Consider the following 14,448-nt stretch of genomic DNA (forward strand, 5'->3'; position numbering starts at 1 on the left):
ATTAGGCGGCGGGTGGACCCGCTTCTTCGCTGAAGGCGGCAAGCTGCGCGTCCATCGCGCGCTGGAAGGCGGGGCGGGCGAGGCAGCGATCGAGATAAGCCTGCAGCCGTGGCTGTTCGGCGATCAGCCCCGCTTCGACTGCTTCGCGCAGCACGGTCGCCATTGCGATGTCGGCAACGGTGAAGTCGCCGGTCAGATACGGCTTGTCGCCGATCGCGTCGTTCAGGCGGCCGAGGCGACCCTGGATGAACTCGATCAGGCTCGGGCGGCGGAGCTTCGCCCATTCCTCTTCCTTCGCGAACAGGTCGACATTGCCGAGTTCGAACAGCATCGGCTCGACGCTGTTATAGGCGGCGAACAGCCAGGCGAGCGTGTTGGCGCGCTGCTGCGGATCGCGGGGCATCAGCCGTGCATCCTTTTCGGCGAGGTGGAGCAGGATCGCGCCGCTTTCGAACAGGCGGATGCCGCCGTCGTTGAGCACCGGCACCTGTCCCCATGGCTGGAACAGGAAATGGTCGGCGGGGCGGTTGATCGCGCTGATCAGATGCTCGGCATAGTCGAGGCCGATTTCCTCGCATGCCCAGCGCGGGCGCAGATCGCGGACAAAGCCGCGCGCAAAGTCGGGTACCCAGTCGAAGGCGGTGACTTCCAGCTTGCTGTCGGGATTCACGGGCATGGCTGTATCTCCTGTTCAGGCCGGCAGCGGGGCGGCGACCGCGCAGTCGGCGAGGTGCGCCGCCATGGCGCTTTGAAAGGCCGGACGCGCTGTGCCGCGCGCGACATAGGCGGCGAGATTGGGATGCGGCGCCAGCAACTGCGGGCTGGCGTTGCGCAGCACATCGATCATCACGATGTCGCCGATCGAGAAATGCTCTTCGAGCCAGTCGCGGTTACCGAGCGCCTGCGACAATCGGGCGAGCCGCTGCTCGGCAAAGGGTTTCGCGGCGTCCATTGCGCCGGCGAGCCAGTCGGTGCCCTGTCCCTTGACGGTCAGCGCGACCAAAGTCTGGATCATCGGCTCGACGCTGTTTAGCGCGGCGATCATCCAGCTGATCGCGCGTCCGCGGCCCATTGCGTCGCTCGGCAGCAGGCGCGCGTCGGTATCGCCGATGTGGATCAGGATCGACCCGCTTTCGAACAGGATCAGGTCACCCTGCCTGTATACCGGAACCTGTCCGAAGGGCTGGTCGGCCAGATAGGCCGGCGCCTTGTCCTCGAAGATGCCGCCGATCAGCCGCGTGCGATAGGGTTGGCCGATTTCTTCGAGCGCCCAGCGGATGCGGATGTCCTTGATACGGCCGTAGGCGAACTCGGGAACCGAGCGGTAGGCGGTGATTTCGGGCAGGGCATGGGATTTGGTGGCCATGATCAGCTCCTCTTCCCTTTGATCCAGGCGACGATCGACATCGCGTGGCCGTGGCCAAGGTCGAAGTCGCTCTTCAGCCAGTCGACGATCGCGGTGGCCTTGACCCCGGGGGCGAGGCCGTTGGCGTCGGCCAGCCCCTTTCCGATGGCGATCGCTTGTAGATCTTCGGCCGATTTGCCGGTCTTTGCCTCGACATTGTCGAGATAGGCCTGGAAGCTCATGCTGCCGATCCTTTCACAAACGGGATCAGCGCGCGGACGCGCGGATCGCGCAGCCACAGCCCGCCCCACAGCATCACGCCGAGGTAGACGCCGAACAATATGTGGCTGAACAGCGGGCTGTGGATGCGGACATGGGTGGCGACCGCGCCGCCGAGGTAGGCGGTGATCAGGATCGCGCCGAGGATCGCCGTGCGCGGCCAAATAGTGAGCAGAGTCGGGATCAGCAGCAGGATGCCCAACATCGTCATTGTCGGGACGTTGAGCGGCCAGCCGAGGCCCGGCGGGCTATATTTGATCGCGGTTTCGGGCGATACCAGCTTGAGCCCGGCGTCGAAGAGGAGGAAGAGGATCACGAGGCCGCTCAATATGTGACCCGCGATCCGTTGACCCTTTCCGGGGACTGCATCGGTCATGTCTCTTCCTCCTCCCTTTGGCTTTTTTATGCGGCGGCTTCGGCAGGTTCGCCGGCCGGGATCGCGGTCGGATCCATCCACATCACTTCCCAGATATGGCCGTCGGGATCCTCGAAGCTGCGGCCGTACATGAAGCCGAAGTCCTGCGTCGGAGTAGGGTCGGCCTTGCCGCCCGCGGCGACCGCCTTGTCGACCTGTCCGTCGACCGCGTCGCGACTGTCGGCCGAGACGCAGAGCAGCACTTGCGCGGTCGTATGCGCGTCGGGGATCGCCTTCGACGTGAAGGTCGCCCATTTTTCATGCGTCAGCAGCATGACGTGGATCGATCCTTCCTCGACCACCATGCAGGCGGCGGTGTCGTCGGTGAAAGCGGGATTGTTCGACGCACCGACGGCTTCGTAGAAAGCCTTCGATTTGGACAAATCGGCAACCGGCAGGTTGATGAAGATCATTTGGGGCATTTCTCTCTCCTTGGGGATTGTTGCTGGTATCAGGCAGCGACTTCGGGGACCGGCGCCTCGCCATTGGCGACCGCGGGGTCCATCCAGAAGGGGCCCCAGACATGACCGTCGGGGTCGAGGATATCGCGGCCGTACATGAAGCCATGATCCTGCACCGGGTTGATGTCGGCGGTGCCGCCGGCATTGGCCGCGGCCTCCGCCATCGCATCGACAGCTTCCTTGCTGCCGAGTGCGAGTGCGAGCGACACCTCGCTCGACCCGCGGTCGGCGATCGGGCGGTCGGTGAAGCCCTTCCACTTCTCATGCGTCAGGATCATCACGAAGATCGTGTCCGACCACACCATCGCAGCAGCGGTCTCGTCGCTGAAGCGCGGTTCGTTCGTAAAGCCGAGTGCTTCGTAAAAGGCTTTCGACGTCGCAAGGTCGGCGACCGGCAGGTTCACGAAGATCATCCGGGGGGTATCGGTCGTGTCGGACATGGGGGCACTCCTCTCGTTGAAATCGCTATCAAATTTGTCTGAACAGCATCCGGACATAACGCTTCAGATGCATGACGGTCCCGCGCGCAATCGCCGGGTCGTTCGTGGTTTTCGCCAAGACGAAGGCGCCCTGCAGCACCGACTGGACATGCTGGGCGAGACCGATCGCGGTGACGTCGTCGGGCGCGCCATAGGCGTCCATCGCGGCCTGAATATCGGGGGCCAGCGCCTCGCAATAGGCGTTGATGCTCGCTTCACATGCCGCGCGGATGCGGTCGCTCGTCGCATAGGCCTCCTGCACCATCGTGCCGACGAAACAGGTATAATCCTCGGTCGGCCCGTCGAGCATCGACAGGCGGAAATCGATATGCCCGAGAAGGCGGTCTAGCGGATCATCCAGCCGGTTGTGCGGCGCGAGTTCGAACATCGGCCGCGCGCGTTCGGTCCAGCCCTCGGCCGCGGCAACGCCCAGCGCTTCCTTCGATTCGAAGTGATGGAAGAAGGCGCCCTTGGTCACGCCCGCGACCGCGCAAATCTCGTCGACGCTGGTCGCGGCATAGCCCTGCTTGCGGACAGTCGCATGCGCGGCGGCGATCAGGGCGGCGCGGGCGCTGCCACGCGGGGCGCGGGTCTTTGGGGCGGAGGCAGGGCGAGTCGTGTTCATGCGACTCGACATACCGACCAGTTGGTATGTTGTCAAACACCGTCCGGTGAACCGCGCCAGAGCGGCGGTAAAAAGACTCGACGTTGCCGGAGCTTGCCCTAAGAAGGGGTGGGAACAAAGGGGGATCATGGTCGCGATTGTGTCAACCGTCGCCTATCTCGGGCTCGAAGCGCGCGGGGTGGAAGTGCAGTGCCAGATCGCGGCCGGGATGCCGGCTTTCGCGGTCGTCGGCCTGCCCGACAAGGCGGTTGCCGAAAGCCGCGAGCGGGTGCGCGCCGCGCTGTCGGCGATCGGCCTCGCGCTGCCGCCCAAGCGCATCACGGTGAATCTGTCGCCTGCCGACCTGCCGAAGGAGGGGTCGCATTACGATCTCCCGATCGCACTGGCACTGCTGGGTGCGATGGGGGTGATCGATCCCGAAACGCTCGGGGCCTATGTTGTCGTCGGCGAACTCGGGCTCGACGGGCGCGTCGCGCCGTCTCCCGGCGTCCTGCTCGCGGCGCTGCATGCGGGGAGTGTCGAGCGCGGTCTCGTCTGCCCCGCGAGCCAGGGCCCCGAAGCGGCATGGGCGGGTAATGTCGAGGTTCTCGGCGCGCCCGACCTTTTGTCGCTGCTAGGCCATTTCAAGGGCAGCGCGCTGCTCGCGCCGCCGGTTCCGGGCGAAGTCGTCGCGCCTGTCCGCACCGCCGACCTCGCGCAGGTGAAGGGGCAGGAAACCGCCAAACGCGCGCTCGAGATCGCGGCGGCAGGTGGGCATAATCTGCTGATGTCGGGTCCCCCGGGTTCGGGCAAGTCGCTGATGGCGGCGTGCCTGCCCGGCATATTGCCCGAACTGACACCCGCCGAAGCGCTCGAGGTATCGATGATCGCTTCGGTCGCGGGCAATCTGGAGGGCGGACGGCTCGTCCGCGCGCGGCCGTTCCGCAGCCCGCATCATTCGGCGTCGATGCCCGCGCTCGTCGGTGGCGGGCTGCGGGTACGTCCGGGCGAGGTCAGCCTCGCGCACCTCGGTATATTGTTCCTCGACGAGCTGCCCGAGTTCCAGCGTGGGGTTCTCGACAGCCTCCGCCAGCCGCTCGAAACGGGCGAGGTCAGCGTCGCGCGTGCCAATGCGCATGTGACCTTTCCGGCGCGCGTGCAGTTAGTGGCGGCGATGAACCCCTGTCGCTGCGGCCATCTCGGCGATCCCGCGCTCGCGTGCAGCCGCGCGCCGCGCTGTGCCGCCGATTATCAGGCGAAGCTGTCGGGGCCGCTGCTCGACCGTATCGACCTGCATGTTGAGGTCGAGGCGGTGAGTGCCGCCGACCTTGTCCTGCCGCCGCCGGCCGAGGGCAGCGCCGAGGTCGCGGCGCGCGTTGCGGGCGCGCGGGCGATCCAGACCGAACGCTATGCGGCGCACAAGGCGCGCACCAATGCCGAAATCGACGGCGAACTGCTCGAAGCGGTCGCGACCCCCGATGAACCCGGCCGACAATTGCTCGCGCAGGCGGCCGAGGCGATGCGGTTATCGGCGCGCGGCTATACGCGGATGCTCCGTGTTGCGCGGACGATTGCCGACCTTGCGGGTGCCGATACGATCGGCCGTATCCATATCGCCGAGGCGCTGAGCTATCGGCGGCAGGCGCCGCGGAACTGACGATGGACGAGATCGCTTTCGAAGCCGAGGTGATCGAATGGCGCGGTCCAGCGCCCTTTCTGTTTGCGGTCGTGCCGGATGAGTATGTCGCCGACATTCGCTACGCCGCCTTGTCCGAAAGCTATGGCTGGGGCGTCGTGCCGGTGATGGTGAGCGTGGGGTCGAGCGATTTCACGACATCGCTCTTCCCGCGCGACGGCGGTTATCTGCTACCCGTCAAGGTCGCGGTGCAGCGCGCCGAAGGGGTCGGCCGCGGCGACCGCATCGGCGTGACGATGCGGGTCGGGCGGCCGCGCGGGGAGACGCGGTAAAGATTTTCGAAGATGTTGGTGCAATAGGGGGCGGATGACTGCGGGGGGCAATCTGTTGGCGATGCTGCGCGGCCGGTTGATGCGGGGCCTGATCCTGCTCGCCTGCGCGCTGGCGGCGGCGCCCGCGCGCGCCGAAACGCTGAAGCTCGACCGCACGCTCTGCCATGCGGAAAGCGCCCTTGGCGTTCCTGATACCAGCCTCTCGACCCTTCGCTTTTCGTGCAGCGGAAAACCCGCCGGCTATCACAAGGGCAGCCTATGGCTGCACACCGATGCCACGCGGCTGAAGGATTGGCGAGGCGATGTCGCGCTGATGGTACACCAGTCGCGGTTCGACCGGCTGGCGGTCGCCTTCATCTATGCCGACGGGGAGGTTCGCTGGCAGCAAGTGCGGCAGGGCGATTACGGATCGCACTGGCGCGCCGGTGGGCAGGTGATGTTCGAGGCGCCCGAGCGGTCGGTGCCGCTGGCGGCGGTGACGATGCGGTTCGATCGTCTCGCGAGCGTCGACCTGCTCCGGGCGCGCCTGATTCCGAAGGCCGATGCCGTCGTCCAGTCGACCGGGATGGCGGTGGCGATCGGCGCCGCGCTGACCCTGCTGCTCGTCAGCGGTATCTACAGCCTGTCGCTCGCGGTCGCAGTGCGGCGGCAATATCTGGCGTGGCAGGCGGGCTGGTCGGCGACGATGCTGCTGTGGGGCGCGATCTGGTCGCAGGCGCATCTCGGCCTCGTGCCGGGGCTCGCGGGAACGGCGTCGGCGCAAATCGCGACCTTCCTTTCGTGCCTTGCGATCGCGATCGCTACCGCGAGTGCGGTGCTGGCGATCGACGCGCGGCTCGTGTCGCGCCATCTGCGCATCGCCGCGCTGGTGCTCGGCGGTATCGTCGGCGTCGTAGGCGTGCCGCTGGCGCTGATCCGCAGCGAGAATCTGGCGCAGTGGGGCGACCTGCTCGGGCTTGTCGTGCTGGCCGATCTGGTCGCCGTCGCCGCCTATCTGGGCCTTGCATGGCGGCGTGGATCGGTCGAGGCGCGCGATTTCCTCGCAGCCTGGTGCCTGCCGATGGCGGTGCTCGCTTTCATCCACATCGTCGACGTTGACGACAGCCTGTGGGGCGGCGGGTCGAAGATCATGGTGCTGCTCGCCGCGACCTGGCAGGCGTTATGGCTGTCGGCCTCGGCAACCCGGCGGCTCGCCCAGCTGCGCATCGAGCGCGACAGCGCACGCGCGGCGGAGGCTTTTGCCCAGCAACTGGCGCGCAGCGATCCGCTCACCGGCCTGCCGAACCGGCGCGGCTTTGTCGAAAGCGTGACGCCGCTTCTCGACCGGGCACATGCGGGCGACCTGACCGCGGCCTTGCTGCTCGTCGATATCGACCGCTTCAAATCGATCAACGACGTTCACGGCCATGATGCGGGCGACGCGGTGCTGTGCGAAGTCGCGCGCCGCATCGAACGGTGGGAGGGCCCGATGTGCTCGGTCTCGCGGCTCGGCGGCGAGGAATTCGGCCTGCTGACGATCGGCATGGAGGGCATGGCCCTCGCGCGCTTTGCCGAAAGCGTTCGCCGCGGCATCGCCGCCTGCGACCATAGTGTGGTGATCGGCGAGGGCAGCGTCACCGCGAGCGTCGGCGTCGCCGAGGTGCGGCCGGCGAGCGATTTCCAGCAGCTCTACCGGCTGGCCGACGAGGCGCTTTACGACGCCAAGCGCGCCGGGCGCGATTGCGTCGTCGTCCAGCGCTGCTTCAACGGACCGTCGGACGATGCCGCGGGGCGCGAGGCCGCACTGTCCCGCTGAGGTTCAGAGGCCGACCGACTTGTTCTCGACGACTTCGAGCGGCGGCGGTGCCTTGGCCGCGCCGGCACGGCGGTGGCTGAGCTTGCCTTCGACCTTGCCGCCATTTTCGATCGTGATGTTTTCATAGACCACATCGCCGGTGATCCGCGCGGTGGCGTGGACGATCAGCGTCTTCGCCTCGATCGACCCGTCAAGCAGGCCGGCGATCTTGGCGGTGTCGGCGACAACCGCACCCTTGATCTCGCTCGCTTCGCCCTGGACCAGGTTCGCGCATTTCAGGTCGCCGTCGATCTTGCCGTCGACATGCAGATCGACGGTCGCCGCGACATTGCCGGTGATGACGACATCCGAGCCGAGGATCGAAAAGGTCGTGTGACGTGCGCCGGTCGCCATCTTAGCGGGCACCGCGGTTGGCAGCGAGGGCGCCGACTCGCTGTCGGGCGTCGTCTTTGACTTCGAGAACATCGGCTTTGGCCTCCAGGAAACGGCGCGGATTGACCGCGACACCGTTCAAACGAACTTCGAAATGCAGATGGCTGCCGGTCGAACGGCCGGTCGAGCCCATCTTGGCGATCTGTTGGCCGGCGGTGACTTGCGTGCCGACCTGCGTGGTGAAACCCGACAAATGTGCATAGCGGGTCAGGATGCCCTGACCATGATCGACCTCGACGACATTGCCATAGCCCGACTTCTGCCCGACGAAGACGACGCGGCCGGGGGCGGCTGCGAGGATCGGGGTGCCGAGCGGCCCGGGGAAATCGAGCCCCGCGTGCATCGCGCCGGCGCCGGTGAAGGGATCGCTGCGATAGCCATAGCTCGACGAGAGCATCAGGACATGCGCGGGCTGGCCCGACGGAATAGCGACGAGCGTGCGTTCGAGCACCTCCATGCGAAACAGGGCGCCTTCGAGCGCGGCGAAGCTCTTGCCGAGCGCACCGGCCTGACCCTTGCGGCCGCGGAAGGGAATGAAGGGACCGCCGCGGCCGGTGGCAGCATTGCGAACCAGCGACGAGGGATCGAGCCCGAGCTGGGCGACGGCCGTTTCCGCTTTGGCGGCGCGCGCGGTGACGGCAGCGAGCAGGCGCGCCGAAAAGGCTTCCTGCCGCGCTTCGAGTCGTGCGAGCGTCTGCGCTTCGGGGGGAAGGCGCGGATCGATCGCGCTGGTTTCGAGCGGCTTGGCGGCAGGCTTGGCGCCCGCTTCAGCGTTGGCGTCTGACGGTGCGGCAGCCGGCAGGGCTTCCTTGCCGAAATAGTCCTTCTGCCATTCCTCGAGCTGCGCCTGTCGCTCGTCGAGGTCGGCGGCGATTTCGCCGACGCGATCGCGATAGTGTGCGATGCGCGCCTCGGCGGCCGCGGCGGCCGCCTGCTTGGCGGCGACTTCGGCGCGCTCGCCCGAGGTCAGCAGTTGGTTGACGAAGACCGCCAGCGTGATCCCTGCCCAGACGAGCAGGACGCTGCCGGCGATCAACGCGACGCGCTTTTGCCAGACCGCGCTGATGCGAAGGAAACGCACATGACCGTGCGTGCGAATAAAGATTTCATGGTCCTGAAACAGCGCCGAAAAGCGCTGGCGCCAATGGCGCAGACCCGATGATTGCGAAGACAAGCTACGACCCCGTCTTGTTGTTTTTGTGGAGCCCTTCGCCCCGACTTGGTGGCGCCTGTAACAGGGTGCATGGGCAGGCGCGAATCTTTGGAAGGCGACTCGCGCCGAGTCGAAAGTGACTCGCGGTGAACGGTGTCAGCGGACCGGAATAGTGCCAAAACGGGAGGGATTTGCACCGCGACTCGGTCCATAATATTGACGGCTTGCTTACCATTTTTCCTTAAAGACGCGCTGTGACCGACATGCCGAAAATTACCAGATCCGCAGTCGCGCCGGCGGCCGAAACCATAAGCCCGACCTCTGCTTCGAGGCCGCGCTCGGCGGTGAGTGCGGGCGTCGGCATCGTCGGCCTTATCGGCCTGATGACCTATCTTCTCCTCGCGCGCCACGCGCCCGAAATTGCGGTCTGGCTCGGTATCGACTGGGGACAGCGCGGACGGATGGACGGCCCGAACTCGGCGATCGCCAGCGTCCTTGCCTGCGGTATTCCGATGGTGCTGTGGTCGGTCTTCGTCGACAAGGTACATCGCAGTCCCTCGACCGGGATCGACTGGACGCAGCGCCGGCCGTGGCGCGAAACGCTCGATATCAGCCTGACCAAGCTGGCCGGTCTGTGGGCGACCTGGGCGTTGATCGCGGGCTTCTATGTCACGATGCGCTATTATTGGGAGGGCAACTACGCCTTTTCGATGGATCTGCTCGAACGCGTTGCGCCGTGGCTGCTGCTGATTTCGGTGCCGTATATGCTGTGGCTCGACCGGCGGATGATCGAACCGCGCGACGGCTGTTACCAGTTCGGGCGCTGGATGATATCGCCCGGCCAGCCCGTCGACGGCCGCGCGATCGCGCATCATTTCCGGGCGTGGGCGGTGAAGGGCTTTTTCACCGCCTTCATGTTGTCGATCGTACCGGGGAATTTCGCCTCGCTGGTGACGGTCGAGATGAGCGAGATACGCGCCAATCCCTATATGACCGGCATCTGGACGCTCAACCTGCTCTATCTGGTCGACGTCCATATCGCGACCGTCGGCTATATCCTGACGATGAAGCCGCTCGATTCGCACATCCGGACGGCGAACCCCTATTTTATGGGCTGGGTCGCGGCGCTCGCCTGCTACCCGCCCTTCATCCTCATGAACGGCGGACCGCTCGACTATCAGGTGAACAGTGCCGACTGGGGCTATTGGCTGCAGGGCCACGACACGCTGATGGCGATCTGGGCGGTCGTGCTGGTCGGGCTGGTCGCCATCTATGCATGGGCGACGATGGCCTTCGGAATCCGCTTTTCGAATCTGACGCATCGCGGCGTCATCACGCACGGCCCGTATAAATTCACCCGCCACCCCGCCTATGTGTCGAAGAATTTGAGCTGGTGGGTCGCGGGTCTGCCGTTTCTGGTGACCGCCGGCGGCCCGATCGAGGCGGTGCGCAACACGCTGCTGATCGCGGCGGTCAGCGGCATCTATTACTGGCGCGCGAAGACCGAGGAGAAGCATCTCCTCGCCGACCCCGCCTATGTCGCTTACTGGAACTGGGCGCAGGAGCATGCGCTGGTGCCGCGGCTGTTCGCGAAGCTGTCGGGACGCACACGCCCGCTGATCCGCCTCGAACCCGATCCGCGCGTCGGGCCGGTCGCCTGATCCGCGCGGGGAGATCCCCGCGCGGATGGCTTTATCCTAGAATTTGAAGCCGGCCTCGACACCCCAGATGCGGGGTTCGTTGACGTAGCTGGTCAGGTTGTTGAAATCGATGCCGCCGGTCGGCGACGCGTCGTTCGTGATGTTGCGGACGAAGCCTGCGACATCGAAGCGGTCGGTACGATAGCCGACACGCAGGCCGCCCTCGATCATCTTGTCGTCCGAGAATTCGACCGAGCGATAGAGGAAGAACTGGATCTTCGAGCGATAATACCAGTCGGTGAAGGCATAGACGGCGCCATTGCCGACGGGGATTTCATAGCCCGCGGTCCAGTTCAGCGTCCACTTCGGCGACTGCGGCAGCTGGTTGCCGTCGATCGAATAAATGCCGGGGCTGCCCGGACGAACCGGGTCGAGTACGGTGCACGGCGTTGCCGAGCCGCAGCCTGCGACGAACGCGTTGGCATCGTCGATCTTCGCCACGTTCCACGCACCGCCGACCGAGAAGGTCAGGCCCTTGGCGGGGGCCGCCTGCAATTCAGCCTCGATCCCGTGGCCCTTGGCATCGACGTTGAGCAGGCTGGCGACGTTCGAGGTGCCGCCGACCGCAGTGAGCTGCAGATCCTTGGTGTCGAAGAAATAGCCCGTCAGGTTGAAGCGGACGCGGTTATCGAGGAAGCTCGTCTTGATGCCGGCTTCATACGACATCGTCTCTTCCTGATCGGCGGTCGAAATCGCGCGCGAGAAGGTCAGGCGGCCCTGCACCGAGGGCGCGCGATAGCCGCGCGCGACACGGGCGTAGATATTGAAGCCATCGGTCGCTTCCCAGGTCGCGCTGGCGTCCCAGGTCAGCAGCTTGCCCTTCACCTTGGCTGCCTGCGGCGGCACCGGGGTGTTCGGATTGACGACGAAGATCGGCCGCGTTTCGACCGGACGCGAGGCGACGAAATCGCGCGTGTCATGGTTGTAGCGCGCGCCGGCCTGCAGCTTCAGGCCGTTGTCGAAGGCGTAGTTGACCGAGCCGAAGATGCCATAGGCCTCGCTGTCCTGCCGCTGGATCGCGATCGCCGACGGGGTCGCATCGGTCGGGGCGCCGAATTCGAAGCTCGAGATGTCGAGCTTTTCGTCGAAGTAGAAGGCACCGAACTGATAGCCGAGCCCGCCGCTGTTGTTCGACGCGATGCGGATTTCCTGCGTGAACTGGTCGAGGCTGGGGACATTGTCCTGGCTCTGCGCCTGGAAGGGGATCAGGCCCGGACCCGACACCGGCAGGAAGGAGGCGCCGAAGCCGCCGTCGATGTCGCCGCGGCTGCGGAAATTGCCGTTCCAGTACGAGCTGATCGAATAGAGCGTCACCGCGCCGAGATCATATTCGAGGTTCAGCCCGACATTATAGGTGTTGAGCTTCTGGAAGTTCAGCCCGTCCTGATAGACCTTGTCGCGCTCGAACTCGGTGCCCGCGCCGCCGAGACCGACGAGGTGGTTGCTGCCCGGAACCTGCGTGTTGGCGCGGAAGATGATCGCCGAGCCGTCATAGACGCGGACCTGGCCGATCAGGCGGCCGGTGAACGGACCGCTTTCATACTGGAGCTGCAGGCGCGCGGCGATGTCGTCATAGCCGCCGAGGTCCTTGCCCTTGGTCGTCGCGACATTGTCGATCCAGTCGTCGCGGTGCTGGAACAGCGTCGAGAGGCGGACCGAGAAGCCGTTGTCGTCGGCCGCGCCTGCCGCGACCTCGACCTGGCTGGTGCCATAGCGGCCATAGCTGACGCGGGCATAGCCGCCGGTCTTGCCGGGCTTGACGGTGTCGAACTTGACGATGCCCGCGGGCGTGTTGCGGCCGAACAGCGTGCCCTGCGGCCCGCGGAGGACTTCGACGCGGTCGAGGTCGAAGATCGGGAAGCCCTTCAGGATCGGGTTTTCGAGGACGACGTCGTCATAGACGAGGCTGACCGGCTGCGAGGCGTTGAGGTCGAAGTCGGTGTTGCCGAGGCCGCGGATGTAGAAGCGCGGAAAGGTGCGGCCGAACGAGCTTTCGATATTCAGGCTGGGAACGCGGCCGGCGAGCGCGCGGACGTCGGAACCGGTCGAGGTGATCGCGCCGAGTGCATCGCCCGACAGGACGCTGACCGAGACCGGCACGTCCTGCAGGCTTTCCTCGCGGCGTTGCGCGGTGACGACGATATCGCCAAGGCCGCCGGTTTCGGCGGCGGGGGCTTCAGCGGCATCCTGTGCGGCGGCGGGGGCGGCCCAGGCGGCAGCGGCGAGAACAAAAGCTATAGCGGTAGCGGAAGGAAAGTGGCGCATGGCAAGCTTCCTGAAACAGAGTGACGATGGGAGAACGGAAAAACCGATCGTCCTTTGGCGCTCCGCCCGCGCGCGATCAATCGCGGAAGCGTTTCGCGCGCGCGTTCATGTCAGCACTGTTGCGAAATAGCTTCACTTTTGCGGCGCGCGGCGCCTCAGAAGCTCAATTCCCTGTAGATCTGGGACAGGTCGTGGTTCCACGGCCCTTCGTAGCGGTCCATCAGATCATGCGCCGGCGATTTGCCGCTCGCGGCGATGCGGCGCAGCGGTTCGAGGAAGCCGACCTCGTTGTCGCCCATCGAATTGACCTCGCCGCGCGCGGCAAGTCCCGCCGCCGCGATGTCGAGGACGCGGTGCGCGAGTTCGCCGACGGTGCCGCCGCCGGGCGCCGGCGCATCGAGGCCTTCGCTGGGGACCGCATCGCGCAGCGTCTGCTGTTCCTCGATGCTCCAGCCCTTGACCAGATCCCAGGCGGCGTCGAGTGCGCCCTGATCATAGAGCAACCCGACCCAGAGCGCGGGGAGCGCGCAGATGCGGTTCCACGGGCCGCCGTCGGCACCGCGCATCTCGAGGAAGCTTTTCAGGCGCACTTCGGGGAAGGCGGTCGAGAGATGATCGTTCCAGTCGGAGAGGCGCGGCAGTTCGCCCGGCAGGACCGACAGCTCGCCCTTCATGAAATCGCGGAAGCTGAGGCCCGCGGCATCGATATATTTGCCGTCGCGGAAGACGAAATACATCGGCACGTCGAGCATATAGTCGACATAGCGTTCGTAGCCGAAGCCCTGCTCGAACACGAAGGGCAGCATGCCGGTGCGTGCAGGATCTGTGTCGGTCCAGATATGGCTGCGATACGACATGAAGCCGTTGGGCTTGCCCTCGGTAAAGGGCGACGAAGCGAAGAGCGCGGTCGCGAGCGGCTGGAGCGCGAGCGAAACACGGAACTTCTGCACCATGTCGGCCTCGCTCGAATAGTCGAGGTTGGTCTGGATCGTGCAGGTGCGCAGCATCATGTCGAGGCCCATCGTGCCGACGCGCGGCATATGGTCGAGCATGATCTTGTAGCGGCCCTTGGGCATGACGGGCAGTTCGGCGCGGGTCTTGTCGGGCCACATGCCGACCCCGAGGAAGCCGAGGCCGAGCTCGGCGCCGACTTCCTTCACCTGCTTCAGGTGCCGACCGGTCTCGGCACAAGTCTGGTGGAGATTTTCGAGCGGCGCGCCCGACAGCTCGAGCTGGCCTGCGGGTTCGAGGCTGACGGTGCCGTCGCTGCCCGCGAGCGCGATCACATTCCCGCCCTCGATCACCGGCTCCCAGCCGAAGCGGGTCAGCGCCATCAAAAGGTCGCGGATGCCGCCGGGTTCGTCATAGGAGGGCGCACGGTGGTCGGCCGTGCGATAAACGAATTTCTCGTGCTCGGTGCCGATGCGCCAGCGGTCCTTGGGCTTTTCGCCCTTGATCATGGGGGCCGCGAGCTGGTCGCGGTTTTCGACGATGGGATCGTTGCTGTCCGAGGCGGTGCGCGTGCTCATTTCGCGCCATCTAGACTATTCGG

At 65.7% G+C, this 14,448-nt stretch carries 15 protein-coding genes; 4 read left to right on the plus strand and 11 right to left on the minus strand.

Features of this window, described 5'->3' with window-relative positions; all coding sequences use genetic code 11:
* Position 1: 1 nt before the first annotated feature.
* From ACQY80_RS08785 to ACQY80_RS08815, 7 genes are read right to left on the minus strand one after another with little or no spacing between them, the layout of a single operon-like run.
* Entirely contained in the window at positions 2-676 is a 675-nt protein-coding gene (locus tag ACQY80_RS08785) for a glutathione S-transferase family protein (RefSeq protein WP_428685622.1), read from the minus strand.
* A gap of 15 nt (positions 677-691) precedes the next feature.
* Positions 692-1,366 carry a glutathione S-transferase family protein gene (locus ACQY80_RS08790; RefSeq protein WP_428685624.1) on the minus strand — a complete coding sequence of 225 codons (675 nt, stop codon included), beginning with the start codon at positions 1,364-1,366 and terminating at the stop codon, positions 692-694.
* A gap of 2 nt (positions 1,367-1,368) precedes the next feature.
* On the minus strand, positions 1,369-1,587 hold the full coding sequence (locus ACQY80_RS08795) for a DUF4287 domain-containing protein (RefSeq protein ID WP_428685626.1): 219 nt from the start codon (positions 1,585-1,587) through the stop codon (positions 1,369-1,371).
* Positions 1,584-2,000: a DoxX family protein gene (locus ACQY80_RS08800; RefSeq protein ID WP_428685628.1), complete on the minus strand. Its 417-nt coding sequence runs from the start codon at positions 1,998-2,000 to the stop codon at positions 1,584-1,586. Before ACQY80_RS08800 ends, ACQY80_RS08795 begins: the two co-directional genes overlap by 4 nt.
* A gap of 26 nt (positions 2,001-2,026) precedes the next feature.
* Complete coding sequence (locus ACQY80_RS08805) at positions 2,027-2,461, minus strand: VOC family protein (RefSeq protein WP_428685630.1); 435 nt, start codon at positions 2,459-2,461, stop codon at positions 2,027-2,029.
* Positions 2,462-2,490: 29 nt separating this feature from the next.
* Positions 2,491-2,940, minus strand: coding sequence for a VOC family protein (locus ACQY80_RS08810; RefSeq protein WP_428685632.1), 450 nt, complete (start codon positions 2,938-2,940; stop codon positions 2,491-2,493).
* Positions 2,941-2,968: 28 nt separating this feature from the next.
* Positions 2,969-3,604, minus strand: coding sequence for a TetR/AcrR family transcriptional regulator (locus tag ACQY80_RS08815; RefSeq protein ID WP_428685634.1), 636 nt, complete (start codon positions 3,602-3,604; stop codon positions 2,969-2,971).
* Positions 3,605-3,731: 127 nt separating this feature from the next.
* On the opposite strand from ACQY80_RS08815, the gene ACQY80_RS08820 reads away from it, so the two are divergent.
* Genes ACQY80_RS08820 through ACQY80_RS08830 form a run of 3 tightly spaced genes read left to right on the plus strand, consistent with a single transcriptional unit; the run spans position 3,732 to position 7,346 of the window.
* On the plus strand, positions 3,732-5,240 hold the full coding sequence (locus ACQY80_RS08820) for a YifB family Mg chelatase-like AAA ATPase (protein ID WP_428685636.1): 1,509 nt from the start codon (positions 3,732-3,734) through the stop codon (positions 5,238-5,240).
* Between the two features lie 2 nt (positions 5,241-5,242).
* Positions 5,243-5,551, plus strand: a complete 309-nt coding sequence (locus ACQY80_RS08825) for a DUF1905 domain-containing protein (protein WP_428685638.1) — start codon at positions 5,243-5,245, stop codon at positions 5,549-5,551.
* 34 nt (positions 5,552-5,585) lie between these two features.
* On the plus strand, positions 5,586-7,346 hold the full coding sequence (locus tag ACQY80_RS08830) for a GGDEF domain-containing protein (RefSeq protein WP_428685640.1): 1,761 nt from the start codon (positions 5,586-5,588) through the stop codon (positions 7,344-7,346).
* Between the two features lie 3 nt (positions 7,347-7,349).
* On the opposite strand, the gene ACQY80_RS08835 is transcribed toward ACQY80_RS08830, so the two are convergent.
* Complete coding sequence (locus ACQY80_RS08835) at positions 7,350-7,811, minus strand: bactofilin family protein (RefSeq protein WP_428685642.1); 462 nt, start codon at positions 7,809-7,811, stop codon at positions 7,350-7,352.
* Positions 7,741-8,952, minus strand: coding sequence for a M23 family metallopeptidase (locus ACQY80_RS08840; RefSeq protein WP_428685644.1), 1,212 nt, complete (start codon positions 8,950-8,952; stop codon positions 7,741-7,743). The genes ACQY80_RS08835 and ACQY80_RS08840 overlap by 71 nt, the downstream gene beginning before the upstream one ends.
* A 242-nt stretch (positions 8,953-9,194) precedes the next feature.
* On the opposite strand from ACQY80_RS08840, the gene ACQY80_RS08845 reads away from it, so the two are divergent.
* Positions 9,195-10,592, plus strand: a complete 1,398-nt coding sequence (locus ACQY80_RS08845) for a methyltransferase family protein (protein WP_428685810.1) — start codon at positions 9,195-9,197, stop codon at positions 10,590-10,592.
* 36 nt (positions 10,593-10,628) lie between these two features.
* On the opposite strand, the gene ACQY80_RS08850 is transcribed toward ACQY80_RS08845, so the two are convergent.
* Both ACQY80_RS08850 and ACQY80_RS08855 read right to left on the minus strand, forming a co-directional pair.
* On the minus strand, positions 10,629-12,896 hold the full coding sequence (locus ACQY80_RS08850) for a TonB-dependent receptor (RefSeq protein ID WP_428685646.1): 2,268 nt from the start codon (positions 12,894-12,896) through the stop codon (positions 10,629-10,631).
* Between the two features lie 155 nt (positions 12,897-13,051).
* Entirely contained in the window at positions 13,052-14,425 is a 1,374-nt protein-coding gene (locus ACQY80_RS08855; protein ID WP_428685648.1) for a glutamate--cysteine ligase, read from the minus strand.
* Between the last annotated feature and the right edge of the window lie 23 nt (positions 14,426-14,448).

The sequence above is a fragment of the Sphingopyxis sp. genome (assembly GCF_965279755.1).
GTDB lineage: Bacteria > Pseudomonadota > Alphaproteobacteria > Sphingomonadales > Sphingomonadaceae > Sphingopyxis.